A 14,391-nucleotide genomic window follows, 5' to 3' on the forward strand; every position below is an offset into this window, starting at 1 on the left:
GCTATAAAACGGTGCTACCAAGGTAGCGCAAAAGGCGCGGCAGGGGAACGGTGCGCGGCGAATTTCCCGGCGGATTGGCGCTTATACCTTGAAGCCGCTACTTTTTATTCGTATAGTGCGGCGCGCTTAAACTGATATGCCATTGAGGTGAGGATATGACGGAACTGGTAAGGGAAAAACTCGATTTGCCGGCGGGCAAAAGTAAACTGCTGCTGCACTCTTGCTGCGCGCCCTGTTCCGGCGAGGTGATGGAAGCGATCCAGGCGTCCGGGATCGAGTACGCCATTTTCTTCTATAACCCTAACATTCACCCGCAAAAAGAGTATCTGCTGCGCAAGGAAGAGAACATCCGTTTCGCCGAGCAGCACGGGGTGCCGATCATCGATGCCGATTACGACACCGACAACTGGTTCGCCCGCGCCAAGGGGATGGAGAATGAGCCGGAGCGCGGGATTCGTTGCACCATGTGTTTTGACATGCGTTTCGAGCGCACGGCGCTGTATGCGCATGAGCACGGTTACGACACCATCTCCAGCTCGTTGGGCATTTCGCGCTGGAAGAACATGCAGCAGATCACCGACTGCGGCATCCGGGCAGCGGAAAAATATCCCGATTTGGTGTACTGGGATTACAACTGGCGCAAGAAGGGCGGTTCGTCGCGCATGATAGAGATCAGCAAGCGCGAACGCTTCTATCAGCAGGAATACTGCGGCTGCGTCTATTCGCTGCGCGACACCAACCTGCACCGCAAGGCGCAAGGGCGGCCGCTGATTAAGCTGGGCGTGCTTTACTATGGTGATGAAGAATAACGCTTAATCACCGCAATCAACCCGCTACGGCGGGTTTTTTATTTTTTGACGCCCGGCCAAACGTTAATGAAGCGTGTTGTTCCGGCGATAAAAAAGCAACGGTGAGGTTAATATCCTTATGAGTTTGCTGGTTTTAGCCGCGCAGACTGACGATTAAAGCGATAGTTTGCCTTTCGTTATTGAATATGATTGCTATTTGCATTTAAACTTGGCGAACCAGAGGAAACAGAATCATTATGCCGCTAAAAAAGATGTTCCTTAATCGCCGTATATCCGTGCCTTTCGTCTTGTCCGTAGGCCTGCACAGCGCCCTGGTGGCGGGATTGCTTTACGCTTCGGTAAAAGAAGTGGTGGAGCTGCCGAAGCCAGAGGACGCGCCGATCAGCGTCATGATGGTCAACACCGCCGCGATGGCCGAGCCGCCGCCACCGGCGCCGGCCGAGCCGGAGCCACCGCAGGTCGAACCTGAGCCGGAGCCAGAACCGGAACCTATCGTGGAGCCGCCGCCGAAGGCGATCGTGAAACCCGAGCCGGTCAAGCCGAAACCGAAGCCTAAGCCGAAGCCGAAGGTCGAAAAACAGGTTAAACCGGAGCCGAAGAAGGTCGAACCGCGCGAGCCGTCGCCGTTCAACAACGATTCACCGGCCAAACCGATCGATAAAGCGCCGGTGAAACAGGCGCCTGCCGCGCCGGTGCAGGGCAACTCGCGCGAGGTCGGGCCAAGACCGATCAGCCGCGCCAATCCGCTCTATCCGCCGCGGGCCCAGGCTTTGCAGATCGAAGGCAACGTGCGGGTACAGTTCGATATCGACAGCGACGGGCGCGTCAGCAACGTGCGCATCTTGTCGGCCGAGCCGCGCAATATGTTCGAGCGTGAAGTGAAGCAGGCGATGCGTAAATGGCGCTATGAGGCCAAAGAAGCGAAAGATCGCACCGTCACTATCCGCTTCAAGCTGAACGGCACGACCGAAGTGAACTGAGTCCGGTAACCACCCAAAAAGAAAGGGTCGCCTCGGCGACCCTTTTTGTATTTGCGGTACAGCCGCCGGCTTATTCTTCGAAGCCAACGCGGAAATTCATTTTGCCCTCAGGCAGCGCGCGCGAGTTGCCTTCCGCATCGACCGCCACATAGGTGAACACCGCTTCGGTCGCCCGGTAGCGCTGGCCGATCGGCGCGGAAGAGACTTTCTTGACCCACACTTCGATATTGATGGTGATCGAGCTGCGCCCGGTGCGGATGCAGTGCGCATAGCAGCAAACCACGTCGCCGACCGCCACTGGTTTCAGGAAGGTCATGCCGTCCACGCGCACGGTCACCACGCGCCCTTCGGCGATCTCTTTTGCCTGGATGGCGCCGCCGATGTCCATTTGCGACATCAGCCAGCCGCCGAAGATATCACCGTTGGCATTGGTATCGGCCGGCATGGCCAGCGTGCGCAGCACCAGCTCGCCGCTGGGTAAAGGTCGTTGTTGTGTCATAGCAGTCTGCTTTTAAAAGGAGGGAATAACATCATACTGCCCGCGGCAAGCGCCGCAGGCATTAACAATTTTGTAACTATTTTTTCTGTTCTTCCGGCATGTGCCGGTAAATATAGATACCGCTGAGGAGGGTGAAGACCAGCGTCAGCACCGTCAGGCCAAAGACTTTGAAATTGACCCAGACGCTTTGCGGCAGCCAGAAGGCGACATAGATGTTCGCCAGGCCGCAGGCCAGGAAGAAGACTGCCCAGGCCAGGTTGAGGTTGCTCCACACTTTGTCCGGCAGCGTCAGCTCTTTGCCCAGCATGCGTTGAACCAGCGGTTTTTTGAGCACCCATTGGCTGATCAGCAGCGCCAGCGCGAACAGCGCGTAAATCACCGTGACCTTCCATTTGATGAACAAATCGTTGTGGAACACCAGCGTCAGGGTGCCGAACACCAGCACCATCAGGAAGGTGATCAGCGTCATCTTCTCGACCTTGCGGTATTTCACCCAGGTGAACACCAGCGCCAGCGCGGTGGCGACAATTAGCGCGCCGGAAGCGACGTAAATGTCGTACAGCTTGTAAAAAGCGAAAAAGACAATTAGCGGGAGGAAATCAAGAAACTGCTTCATAAATCAATCCATCATCTGTTCATCGGCCGACTATACCGGATTCGGCGAGCTCTGTGTACCGCCGGGCGTTGCCGATTATCGGCGTTTGGCCGGCGGATTTCTGCCGCGAAAGCAGGAATTTGCATAAACTTACGCAAGAAAGCGCGGGCACATTGCCAGTGCGGGTCGCAGGCCGCATAGTAAGTGTCATAATAACCAGATAATTTACCGCGGAAAACAGCATGCAGTGGAAATCTCTCCAGGCCTTGACGCCGGGTTTGACGCATTTATTGGGGTATCAACGCAGCTGGCTCAAGCCGGATATTCGCGCCGGCCTTTCCGTCGCCGCCGTCGCCTTGCCGGTGGCCATCGCCTATGCCGAGCTGGCCGGGGTCAGCCCGGTGGTGGGGCTCTATTCCTGTATCTTGCCGATGGTTGCCTATGCGCTGTTCGGCTCGTCGCGCCAGCTGATCGTCGGGCCCGACGCCGCCACCTGTGCGGTGATCGCCGCGGTGGTGACGCCGCTGGCGGCGGGTAATATGGAGCGCCATTGGCAACTGACCATCATGATGACAGCGATGATGGGCGGCTGGTGCCTGCTGGCCAGCCGGTTCAAGCTGGGGGCGCTGGCGGATCTGCTGTCGCGGCCGATCCTCAGCGGGCTGCTGAACGGGGTGGCGCTCACCATCATCGTCGATCAGATCGGCAAGGTGTTGGGATTCACGGTGCGCCCGGCGCAGCTGATCGAGCGCATCTACGCGCTGCCCGGCAACCTGCTGCACAGCGACTGGTTGACGATGGCGGTGTCGTTGTTGACGCTGGTGACGCTGCTCGGATTTAAAAAATGGCGGCCTAACTGGCCGGCGCCGCTGTTTGCCATCGTGCTGGCGGCGTTCGTCACCTGGGGGGGGGGCCTGCAGCAGCATGGCGTGGTGACGGTGGGCGGTTTCAGCGGCGTGTTGCCGATCGTCCAGTGGCCGGACTTCCAGCCCGGCTTGCTGCGCGACATGGTGATCCCGGCGCTTAACCTGGCGGTGGTGAGTTTTGTCAGTATGATGCTCACCGCCCGCAGCTTTGCCGCCAAGAACGGTTATGAGGTGAACGCCGACGCCGAGTTTCGTGCGCTGGGGCTGGTGAATATCGTCTCCGCGCTGTCGCAGGGTTTCGCCATCAGCGGTGCGGACTCGCGCACCGCTGTGAATGACGCCAACGGCGGCAAGAGCCAGCTGGTATCGGTCATCGCCGCTGCGGTCATCGCCTTCGTCTTGCTGTTCCTGATGGCGCCGCTGCAGTTTATTCCGGTGGCAGGATTGGGCGTGGTGCTGATGTATGCGGCCTGGTCGCTGCTGGACATTCGCGGCATCTGGGTTTTGCGCCGCCGCAACGCGCAGGCGTTTCGCCTGGCGCTGTTTACCTTCCTCAGCGTGCTGCTGGTGGGGGTGATCAGCGGCATCGGGCTGGCGGTGTTGCTGGGGCTAATGCAGTTTCTGCGCACCGTCTTCCGGCCGACGGAGCAGCTGCTGGGCGTCAACGACGAAGGCATGATCCATTCCATGGGCAACAACAATGGGGTGAAGGCGGTACCTGGCGTCATGATGTATCGCTTCAATTCGCCGCTGACCTATTTCAACGTGGCGTACTTCAAACGCCGTATTCTCAATTTGGTCGACGGCACGCCGTTCCAGCCGCGCTGGGTGGTGGTGGATGCGGTAGCCAGTTTTACCCATGCCGATATCAGCGTGCTGGCGGCCATCGACGAGCTGAAACGCGACCTGTTACAGCGTAATGTTAAGCTGGTGCTGGCGGGGCGCCGCACCGAGCTGACGCGCTGGTTCCGTATCAACCGCTTAGGGCGCGACAAAGAGCTGATTTTGGTGCCGGACCTGTATTTGGCGCTGAAGCTGATTCAGAGTAAGGAGCAGGCGGAAGCCACCACGGTAGGGTAAATAAAAAGGGGCGCGCCGAAGCGTGCCCCTTGGGTTTTGGTTGCGTCGGCGTTAGCCGCGCAGCAGCATGTACAGGCGGAACAGGTAGATCAGCAGCAGGGCAGACACCAGGTTGCTCAACGCGGTCAACACCACGCTGGCGACGTTCGGCGTCAGCACTGACAGATGGCTCACCAAAAACAGCACCAGCAGCTTGGCCGCCAGCCACAGCATCATCGCCGGCACGATCACGCGCGCATTGGCGAAGGCCAACTTGCTGCTCAGCTTGAGCGAAGCGAACACGCCTTTTTTATCGACGGAGGCGATCACCGGCGCCAGCGCGAAGGCGATCGCCATGAGCACGCCCGGCACCACAAACAGCGTCAGGCCGAGCTGGATCAGCAGGGTGCAGATAAACAGCAGCAGCAGCAGACGCGGCAGATCGGGCGCCGAGGCACCGAGCGCGCGCAGGGCGCTGGTGCGTTCCCCTTGCGACACCAGACGGATCAGCGTCAGCATCCCGCCGACCAGCAGCACGTTGCCGACCAGCGCGGAGAAGGTGGCGGCCGCCGACACTTTCAGCAACACCATCTGCTGTTCCGGCGTCATCTGCTGGATCACTTCCTGAATGCCCATACCGGTAGACGAAGCGAAATCGCTGGTGGTGGCAGCGAGCGTCGCCAACTGTTCGGCATCGGGGCTGAAGGCCTGATTCAGCAGCACGGAGATAAACGCCGTCAACAGCGCCAGCATCAGGATGCTGGCCAGTTGGTTGCGTAAAAAGTTAAAACTGTCACGGTACAAAGCGTTGGCCGTGATAGGCATGCAGACTCCTTGGCGTCGGGAAAACAGAGATAAATCAGTGGGTGATTGTACCCTGTTCCACGCCGCTGTGGCACCCCGCGAATTGCACTACGCCTATTTCTTCAGCGATCGTCGTCTCAGGCAGCGAGAGCGGCAGGGGCACCGGCAGGGGCGGCAGCCCGTAGCGTTCCCGGGCGCGATCGCAGGCTTCGTTGCGCAGGCCGTTTTCACCGGACTGATCGAACTCTCTGCACGGACTGGGCCGATTGAGGTAGATCGAGCAGGACACGGCTTTGCCTATCTCGCCGTCCAGCGCGTTGCAGCGGGGGGACTTGCTGTTGGTCCCCTGCATGCAGCGCAGGAACGGGGTCAAAGGCTCCGTTAAGGAAAGGGGAACGGTGCCGCCGCCGTCTTCGGCTTCGGCCCAATAGAATGACACTCGAAAATAACCGCAGCATGCGCCGCAGCTGACACAGGGATTAAGGATTTCGCTCATCTTGATTGCCCACCGACTCCTTACGGCACCAACCAAAACCAACACGGAAAATGAAATTACCTCAGCCGCATTTTTCTCCGCAACCGAAATTTGAACATGTAGATAATTTGCAACAAAATCGATTTTTTGATGCAGATCAATCCTTGATTTATTAAGCGGTTAGGTAACCTTGTTTTTAGTGGGATTTTAAATTTTTACACATAAGATGTGATCTCGATGGGATCACAAATACCCGAAAGTAGGTATATTCCCCCTCGAGCGATTAACCACACAAATGGAATGGATAATGAAAAAGACAACTCTGGTGGTATTGGCGACGATGATGGCGCCTATGTTGGCAAGTGCGCATCAGGCCGGTGATTTCCTGTTCCGCGCGGGCACCGCGACGGTGCGTCCAAATGCGGGTTCGGACAACGTATTGGGGTTGGGTTCGCTGGATGCGAAAAACAACACCCAGCTCGGTCTGACCTTCGGTTACATGGTGACGGACAACATCGGCGTTGAGTTGTTGGCCGCAACGCCATTCCGCCACAAGGTTACGCTGGGCGGCACCGATCTGGCGACCGTTCACCAATTGCCGCCTACGCTGATGGCGCAATACTACTTCGGCGACAAGCAGGACAAACTGCGGCCTTACCTGGGCGTCGGCGTTAACTACACCACCTTCTTCGACGAGAAGTTCAACGACTACGGCAAAAGCGCCGGGTTGAGCAACCTCGACCTGAAAGACTCCTGGGGTGTGGCGGCGCAGGCCGGCCTGGATTACAACCTGGATGAGCACTGGATGCTGAACATGTCGGTGTGGTGGATGAACATCGAAACCAAAACTCGCTTCAACGATGCGAATGGCGGGCACCACAGCTTCGATACGCGTCTGGATCCGTGGGTGTTTATGTTCGGGGCGGGTTATCGCTTCTGATGATGGCCACAAACAGGGAGGCGTTGCGCCTCCCTGTGTCGGTATTATTTAACCTGCATCACGTTTTCAACCGATTTCACGCCGGCCACGCCACGAGTGACCTGCACCGCACGGTTGGCGTCGTCGCTGGACGTCACGAAGCCGCTCAGCTGAACGCGTCCTTTAAAGGTTTCCACGCTGATCTCGCGCGACTTGATGTTTTTATCCGCCAGCAACGCCGATTTCACTTTGGTGGTGACTACGGTGTCATCGATATAACCGCCTGTTCCCTCTGATTTTGCCGTCGGCGCGCAAGCGCTCACCGCGACCGCCACAACGGCTGCCATGCACAAGGCTGAAAGGGTTTTAAACAGCTTCATAAATTACTCTCCATGCAATGTTATGGTTGAAATTCGCTACGGTTTTTCGCCGCAGCGAGCGCATTCCCCAAATCAAACGAAGAAATGCATAGCGAACAAAGTTCATTGTGAGACAAGACCTGGGTTTGTTCAAATTTTTGCTGTAAAAAAATGGAACAAACTTTGAGGGGAAACAAGCTGTTAAAGCGAGCGCCGGCGGGGCGCTCGCTGGAGAGAATCACGCCCGGGTGGCGCGCTTCATACTGCTGACGAAGGCCGCCAGCTTGGTCAGCATCTCCGCCGGGTTGGCATGGTGCTGTTCGATGATTTTGACGATTGCCGAGCCGGAGATCGCGCCGGCGGCCCCGGCCTGCAGCGCGGCCTTCACCTGCTCGGGTTCGGAGATGCCGAAGCCCTGCAGCGGCGGCGCGGCGTGATACTCGCGCAGCTTGTTCACCAGGTGATGCAGCGGCAGCTGAGCCCGGCTTTCGGTGCCGGTCACCCCGGCGCGCGACAGCAGGTAGGTGTAGCCGCGGCCGTGCGAGGCGATTTCACGCAGCAGATCGTCATCGGCGTTCGGCGGGCAGATGAAGATCGGTGCGATACCGTGGCGCGCGGCGGCCGCGCGGAACGGCGCAGACTCTTCAAACGGCACGTCGGCGACCAGCACTGAATCCACACCCACTTCGGCACAGCGCTGGTAAAACGCATCGATGCCTTTATGGAACACCAGGTTGGCGTACATCAGCAGGCCGATGGGAATGGTCGGGTACTTCTGGCGGATGGCCGCCAACATCTCGAAGCACTGGGTCGGCGTGACGCCGGCGGCGAAGGCGCGCAGCGTCGCGCTTTGGATGGTCGGGCCATCCGCCAGCGGATCGGAGAAGGGGATGCCCAGCTCCAGCGCGTCCGCGCCGGCTTCGATCAGGGTGTCGATAATCTGCAGCGACAGCGCCGGGTTAGGATCGCCCAGCGTCACGAACGGGACGAAGGCGCCTTCCTTGCTGCTTTCCAGACGCGTGAACAGTTGCTGATAACGTTCCATCAGATTTCTCCCCGTGCTTTCAAAATGTCGTGAACGGTAAATATGTCTTTGTCGCCGCGGCCGGACAGGTTGACCACCAGGATCTGCTCTTTCTGCGGCGTTTCACGGATCATTTTCAGCGCGTGTGCCAGGGCATGTGAGGATTCCAGCGCCGGGATGATGCCTTCATGGCGCGACAGTGCCTTGAACGCTTCCAGCGCTTCGTCGTCGGTGATCGACACGTATTCGGCGCGGCCGGTGCTGTTCAGGTAGGCATGCTGCGGCCCGACGGACGGGAAGTCCAGCCCGGCGGAAATCGAATAGGACTCTTCAATCTGGCCTTCGGCGGTCTGCATCATCGGCGCCTTCATGCCGAAGTAGATGCCGACGTGACCGTGCTTTAGCGGTGCGCCGTGCTGGCCGGTTTCGATGCCCAGACCGGCGGGTTCCACCCCGATCAGCCCAACGTCGGCGTCATCGATAAAGTCGGCGAACATGCCGATGGCGTTGGAGCCGCCGCCGACGCAGGCGATAACCGCATCCGGCAGGCGGCCTTCGCGCTCCAGCACCTGCGCTTTGGTTTCTTCGCCGATCATGCGCTGGAATTCACGCACGATGGTGGGGTACGGGTGCGGGCCGGCGGCGGTGCCGAGCATATAGTGCGCGGTTTCATAGCTGCCGGACCAGTCGCGCAGCGCTTCGTTGCAGGCGTCTTTCAGGGTGGCGGAGCCGCTGTGCACCGGGATCACTTCCGCGCCCATCAGCCGCATGCGGAACACGTTCGGCGACTGGCGCTCAACGTCTTTGGCGCCCATATAGATGCGGCACTTCAGGCCGAGCAGCGCGCAGGCCAGCGCCGACGCGACGCCGTGCTGGCCGGCGCCGGTTTCCGCGATGATCTCGGTTTTGCCCATGCGCTTGGCCAGCAACGCCTGGCCCAGCACCTGGTTGGTCTTGTGCGCGCCGCCGTGCAGCAGGTCTTCACGCTTCAGATAAAGCTTGGTGTTGCTGCCGGCGGTGAGGTTTTTGCACAGCGTCAGCGCCGTCGGGCGGCCCGCGTAGTTCTTCAGCAGATCGATAAATTCTGCCTGAAATGCCGGATCGCGCTGGGCGCTGACAAAGGCTTCTTCCAGTTGTTTCAGGGCCGGCATCAGAATTTGCGGCACGTATTGGCCACCAAATTCGCCGAAGTAGGGGTTAAGCAGCGTCATGAGAGTTCCCGTTATTATCCGTTATTAATATAGAGCCGTATTCAGTAGGCGCGCAGGGTCTGGAAGACCGAGGCCAGGCGCGCGGGATCTTTGATGCCCGGTTCGCTTTCTACGCCGGAGTTGAAGTCCAGCCCGGCGCAGCCGAGCTTGGCCGCTTCGACGCAGTTGTCGGCGCGCAGACCGCCCGCCAGCATCACGTTAGTCAGATCTTCGCCTTGCAATACCGACCAGTCGAAGCGTTGGCCGGTGCCGCCGGCACCGTTGTCGAGCAGATAACGGTCGACATGCTGCAGATCGCGTGCCGGCACCCGATCTTTCACGCTCAGCGCCTTCCAGATGCGGCAGTCGGCCGGCAAGCGGGCGCGCAGGGCGCTGATATAGGCCTGGTCTTCCGCGCCGTGCAATTGCACCGCATGCAGCCCGAGGCGCTCAACGGTCAACGCCACGGTATCGACCTGGGCGTCGCAGAACACGCCGACGTACTTCAGCGGCGCGCCGGAGATCACTTCGCGGGCGCGGGTGATGTCCACATAGCGCGGTGAACGCCCAACGAAAATCAGCCCGCCGTAGATGGCGCCGGCCTGATAGGCGGCGGCGGCGTCCTGCGGACGGGTCAGGCCGCACACTTTGTTGTCGCCCAGGATCACGCGGCGCACGGCGGCGCGCAGATCGGCTTCCGACATCAGCGCGCTGCCGATCAGGAAACCGTTGGCGTAATGGCTCAGCTCGCGGATCTGCCCGTAGTTGTTGATGCCCGACTCGCTGATCACCGTCACGCCATGCGGCACGCGCGGCGCCAGTTGACGGGTGCGGTTCAGATCGATGCTCAGATCGCGCAGATCGCGGTTGTTGATGCCGACCACGCGCGCTTCCAGCGCGATCGCGCGCTGCAGCTCTTCTTCACTGATCACTTCGGTCAGCACGCCCATGTTCAGGCTATGAGCCACCGCCGCCAGTTGGCGGTACTGCTCGTCGGTCAATACCGATAGCATCAGCAGGATGGCGTCGGCCTGATAGTAGCGTGCCAGGTAAATCTGATACGGGTCGATGATAAAGTCTTTGCACAACACCGGTTGGCTGACGGTTTTACTGACCAGCGGCAGGAAATCGAAGCTGCCCTGGAAGTATTTCTCGTCGGTCAGCACCGAGATTGCCGAGGCGAAGTCTTTATAGACCGTGGCGATCTCCACCGGATCAAAGTTCTCGCGAATCAGACCCTTGGAAGGCGAGGCCTTCTTGCATTCAAGAATGAAAGCCGTCCGGGTGCCCTGCAGCGCGTGGTAGAAGCTGCGTTCGCTCGGTACGATGTCATTCTGAAAGCCGGCTAGGGGCTGTTGCTGTTGTCGCGCCGCGATCCATTGCGCTTTGTCGCGGACAATCTTGTGTAGCACGGTTTCCTGCATCATTTATCCTCTTGCCGCCAGTGCGATGACACGCTCATAGGCCTGCCCGCTGTTGATCATATCCAGTGCCTGCCGCGCATTTTGGCGCAGGTTTTCATGTCCGAATAACTTCAGAAGCAACGCGACGTTGGCCGCGACCGCCGCGGCGTGCGCCGGCTCGCCTTTACCTTGTAACAGCCGCGCCAAAATGTCACGGTTTTCTTCCGGCGTGCCGCCCAGCAAGGCTTCCAGCGGATAGGTTTCCAATCCGAAGGACTGCGGCGTGAGCTGGTAGCTGCTGATTTCGCCGTTGTTCAATTCCGCCACGTGCGTCGTGGCGTGGATCGCCACCTCGTCCATGCCGCCGCCGTGAACCACCGCCGCACGCTGATAGCCCAGCACGCGCAGGGTTTCGGCAATCGGCAGCACCAGTTCCGGGCTGTATACGCCGATCAGCGCCAGCGGCGGACGCGCCGGGTTGATCAGTGGGCCCAGCACGTTGAACAGCGTGCGGGTCTTCAGCTGCTGGCGCACCGGCATGGCGTGGCGAAAACCGGTGTGGTACTGCGGCGCGAACAGGAAACACACGCCGAGATCGTCCAGCGCCTTGCGCGCTTCTTCCGCCGGCAGATCCAGGCGGATGCCGAACGCCGCGAGCAGATCCGAGGAGCCGGAGCGGCTGGAGACGCTGCGGTTGCCGTGCTTGGCGATCTTCGCGCCGCACGCCGCCGCCACGAAGGCGCTGGCGGTGGAAATATTGATGCTGTTGGTGCCGTCGCCGCCGGTGCCGACGATATCGGCGAACGGGTAGTCAGGGCGAGGGAACGGCTGAGCGTCGTCCAGCAGCGCTTTGGCGGCGCCGGCGATCTCTTCCGGGCGCTCGCCGCGGACTTTCATGCTGATCAACGCCGCCGCCAGTTGGCTCGGCTCCAGTTCGCCGCGCACGATGGCGCTGAACAGCTGTTGGCTTTCCTGCTGGCTCATCGACTCGGCGCGGTACAGTTTCTCAAGAATAGGTTGCATCGTCGTGTTCCTTATATTACTTCGCCAGCGCCCAGGCCAGGGTCTGCTCAAGCAGGCGCGCGCCGTGGGTGGTCAGAATCGATTCCGGGTGGAACTGGAAGCCGCACACGCGGCGACGGTCGTCGCGCACCGCCATCACCATCTCGCCGAAACGGGCGTTGACGGTAAGATCGGCCGGGATATTGCTGCCGACCAGCGAGTGGTAGCGCGCCACCGGCAGGGGGTTAGCCATGCCGGCGAACATGCCTGCGCCATCGTGAACGATTGCCGAGGCTTTGCCGTGCAGGATCTCGCCCGCCTGGCCGACCTGGCCGCCGTAGGCTTCGACGATCGCCTGGTGACCGAGGCAGATGCCGATGATCGGCAGCCGGCCGCGCAGGCGCTGCAGCAGTTCCGGCATGCAGCCCGCTTCGGACGGCGTGCCGGGGCCGGGCGACAGCATCAGCACCGGCTGGGTCATGTGTTCCAGGCGTTCGATGATCACCTCGGCGGCGATCTGGTTACGGTAAATCACCACCTGGTGGCCGCTGGCGCGCAGCTGATCGACCAGGTTGTAGGTAAAGGAGTCGACGTTGTCGAGCAACAGGATATCGGCCATCAGAACACCTCCTTGGCATGGTGCGCAGTGGCGATGGCGCGCAGCACGGCACGGGCTTTATTACGGGTTTCGTCGGCTTCTGCCTGCGGGATGGAATCCAGCACCACGCCGGCGCCGGCCTGCACGGTGGCGATGCCGTCTTCAACGTAGGCGGAACGGATGACGATGCAGGTATCCAGATCGCCGGTGGCGGTGAAGTAGCCCACCGCGCCGCCGTAGCTGCCGCGGCGTGTGCCTTCGGAGGCGGCGATCAGCTGCATCGCCCGCACTTTCGGCGCGCCGCTCAGGGTGCCCATGTTCATGCAGGCCTGGTAGGCGTGCAGCACGTCGAGATCGGCGCGCAGAGTGCCCACCACCCGGGAAACCAGATGCATGACGAACGAATAGCGGTCCACCTTGGTCAGGTCGGCCACGTAGCGGCTGCCGGCCTGGCAGATGCGCGCCAGATCGTTGCGCGCCAGATCGACCAGCATCAGGTGCTCGGCCAGCTCTTTGTGGTCGGTGCGCATTTCCAGCTCGATGCGGCTGTCGAAATCCAGATCCAGCGAACCGTCCTTACTCCGGCCGCGCGGGCGAGTGCCGGCGATCGGGTAGATTTCGATTTGGCGATTGCCCGCGTCGTATTTCAACGCGCTCTCCGGTGAAGCGCCGAACAGGGTGAAGTCATCATCCTGCATGAAGAACATGTACGGGCTGGGGTTGTTGTCTTTCAAGGTCTGGTAGGCCGCCAGCGGCGCCGGGCACGGCAGGGAGAAGCGGCGCGACGGCACCACCTGGAAAATCTCGCCCTGACGGATAGCCTCTTGCAGCCCGCTGACCACCGCGCCGTACTCTTCATCGCTCTGGTTGCAGCTCAGCTGCATGTTCTCCAGCGTTTGGTGCGGGATCGGCTGCGGGGTTTGTTGCAATTCGGCCTGCAGCTGTTCCAGACGTTGCTGCAAACGCTGCGCTTCACTCGCCTGCTCGCTGAAGACGCTGGCCTGCAGACGGGCCGTACCGCGTTGGTGATCCAGCACCAGCAGGGTTTCCGCCAGATAGAAGCAGAAGTCCGGGCAGCGCTGATCCTGGCGCAGCGCCGGCAGGTCTTCGAAACCGGCGACCAAATCGTAGGCAAACAGGCCGCCCAGCATCACGGCTTCGCGCTCGTCCGCCGGGGAGTCCACCAGGGTCAGCAGCGTGCGCAGCGCATCGAACACCGATAGTGAGCGCAGGCGGGCGTCTTCGTCCTGCACCGCGTCGATCGCCGGGAAGGTCAGTTCGCGGCCGTTGGGGCGCGCCTGATTGCGCACCTCGGGCGGTAGCGCTTCGTCCAGCAGCGGCAGCAGCGCTGCGCCGTTGGCGGTCAGCGCCTGCACGCTGACGGTATGACCCAGTGCGGTAATGCGCAGCGCGCTGTCAATCACCAGCAGGCTCTGCAGATTCTGTTTGCTGTTGATTTCCGCCGATTCCAGCAGCAGGGTGGCCGGACGGGCACCGCACAGCTGGTGGAAAATGGTGGTGGGGTCGCCCCGGTAGCTGGCTTGCGCCTTCAGCAATGTCAGTTGTGGTTTGGTGTTCATCATCGGTGGTTCCAGTGAATTCTGTCCATAAAAAAGCCCGCATCAGGTGCGGGCTCAGGAAATCTGCATTGTCAGATGACAGCTATGCGCGATTACACCGCCCGCAAGAGGGAGGTACGCCACCAACCGTGAAGAGAAATATATTTGTTCATTTGCCGACTCTCTCTGTTAACGCTCATCTGACACGGCCGTTGCCGTGAACTTGCGTACTAGTTAACTGGTTCGCGGC

At 60.4% G+C, this 14,391-nt stretch carries 13 protein-coding genes, 1 pseudogene and 1 other annotated feature; of the genes and pseudogenes, 4 read left to right on the top strand and 10 right to left on the bottom strand.

Annotated features, from left to right (window positions below):
* Nucleotides 1-155 precede the first annotated feature (155 nt).
* Together ACUXAC_RS06010 and tonB are read left to right on the top strand one after the other, a co-directional pair.
* Complete coding sequence (locus ACUXAC_RS06010) at nucleotides 156-809, top strand: epoxyqueuosine reductase QueH (protein WP_025303057.1); 654 nt, start codon at nucleotides 156-158, stop codon at nucleotides 807-809.
* Between the two features lie 236 nt (nucleotides 810-1,045).
* Entirely contained in the window at nucleotides 1,046-1,789 is a 744-nt protein-coding gene (gene tonB, locus ACUXAC_RS06015; protein WP_049271333.1) for a TonB system transport protein TonB, read from the top strand.
* Nucleotides 1,790-1,859: 70 nt separating this feature from the next.
* Here the strand turns inward: tonB and yciA are convergent, their stop codons facing one another.
* Together yciA and ACUXAC_RS06025 are read right to left on the bottom strand one after the other, a co-directional pair.
* Nucleotides 1,860-2,288: an acyl-CoA thioester hydrolase YciA gene (yciA, locus tag ACUXAC_RS06020; protein ID WP_004932085.1), complete on the bottom strand. Its 429-nt coding sequence runs from the start codon at nucleotides 2,286-2,288 to the stop codon at nucleotides 1,860-1,862.
* 76 nt (nucleotides 2,289-2,364) lie between these two features.
* Nucleotides 2,365-2,904, bottom strand: coding sequence for a septation protein A (locus ACUXAC_RS06025; RefSeq protein ID WP_004932082.1), 540 nt, complete (start codon nucleotides 2,902-2,904; stop codon nucleotides 2,365-2,367).
* Between the two features lie 221 nt (nucleotides 2,905-3,125).
* Between ACUXAC_RS06025 and ACUXAC_RS06030 the strand changes: the two genes are divergently transcribed.
* Nucleotides 3,126-4,829, top strand: a complete 1,704-nt coding sequence (locus tag ACUXAC_RS06030; protein ID WP_387441297.1) for a SulP family inorganic anion transporter — start codon at nucleotides 3,126-3,128, stop codon at nucleotides 4,827-4,829.
* 51 nt (nucleotides 4,830-4,880) lie between these two features.
* On the opposite strand, the gene ACUXAC_RS06035 is transcribed toward ACUXAC_RS06030, so the two are convergent.
* On the bottom strand, nucleotides 4,881-5,633 hold the full coding sequence (locus ACUXAC_RS06035; RefSeq protein WP_049232944.1) for a YciC family protein: 753 nt from the start codon (nucleotides 5,631-5,633) through the stop codon (nucleotides 4,881-4,883).
* 34 nt (nucleotides 5,634-5,667) lie between these two features.
* The gene (locus ACUXAC_RS06040) at nucleotides 5,668-6,108 is read right to left on the bottom strand and encodes a YkgJ family cysteine cluster protein (RefSeq protein ID WP_197657937.1); all 441 of its coding nucleotides are present in this window, start codon (nucleotides 6,106-6,108) and stop codon (nucleotides 5,668-5,670) included.
* Nucleotides 6,109-6,394: 286 nt separating this feature from the next.
* On the opposite strand from ACUXAC_RS06040, the gene ompW reads away from it, so the two are divergent.
* Nucleotides 6,395-7,027: an outer membrane protein OmpW gene (gene ompW, locus ACUXAC_RS06045; protein WP_019452715.1), complete on the top strand. Its 633-nt coding sequence runs from the start codon at nucleotides 6,395-6,397 to the stop codon at nucleotides 7,025-7,027.
* A 44-nt stretch (nucleotides 7,028-7,071) separates the two neighbouring features.
* Here ompW and ACUXAC_RS06050 read toward each other — a convergent pair whose 3' ends face one another.
* The 6 genes and pseudogenes from ACUXAC_RS06050 to ACUXAC_RS06075 all read right to left on the bottom strand — a co-directional run bounded on the left by ACUXAC_RS06050 (nucleotide 7,072) and on the right by ACUXAC_RS06075 (nucleotide 14,165).
* On the bottom strand, nucleotides 7,072-7,386 hold the full coding sequence (locus ACUXAC_RS06050) for a BON domain-containing protein (RefSeq protein ID WP_016927515.1): 315 nt from the start codon (nucleotides 7,384-7,386) through the stop codon (nucleotides 7,072-7,074).
* 217 nt (nucleotides 7,387-7,603) lie between these two features.
* Nucleotides 7,604-8,410 (bottom strand): tryptophan synthase subunit alpha, encoded by an 807-nt coding sequence (gene trpA, locus ACUXAC_RS06055; protein ID WP_197756993.1) that lies wholly within the window; start codon nucleotides 8,408-8,410, stop codon nucleotides 7,604-7,606.
* Nucleotides 8,410-9,600 (bottom strand): tryptophan synthase subunit beta, encoded by a 1,191-nt coding sequence (gene trpB / locus ACUXAC_RS06060; protein ID WP_033634762.1) that lies wholly within the window; start codon nucleotides 9,598-9,600, stop codon nucleotides 8,410-8,412. The genes trpA and trpB overlap by 1 nt, the downstream gene beginning before the upstream one ends.
* Nucleotides 9,601-9,641: 41 nt before the next feature.
* Entirely contained in the window at nucleotides 9,642-11,003 is a 1,362-nt protein-coding gene (gene trpCF / locus ACUXAC_RS06065; protein WP_141960671.1) for a bifunctional indole-3-glycerol-phosphate synthase TrpC/phosphoribosylanthranilate isomerase TrpF, read from the bottom strand.
* 3 nt (nucleotides 11,004-11,006) lie between these two features.
* Nucleotides 11,007-12,603 (bottom strand): annotated as a pseudogene (trpD, locus tag ACUXAC_RS06070) (bifunctional anthranilate synthase glutamate amidotransferase component TrpG/anthranilate phosphoribosyltransferase TrpD).
* Complete coding sequence (locus tag ACUXAC_RS06075) at nucleotides 12,603-14,165, bottom strand: anthranilate synthase component 1 (RefSeq protein WP_387441291.1); 1,563 nt, start codon at nucleotides 14,163-14,165, stop codon at nucleotides 12,603-12,605. The pseudogene trpD and the gene ACUXAC_RS06075 overlap by 1 nt, the downstream one beginning before the upstream one ends.
* Before the next feature lie 24 nt (nucleotides 14,166-14,189).
* Nucleotides 14,190-14,293 (bottom strand) — a sequence feature (Trp leader region).
* Nucleotides 14,294-14,391: the final 98 nt, after the last annotated feature.

The sequence above is a fragment of the Serratia sp. 121840015-1 genome, from assembly GCF_053627655.1.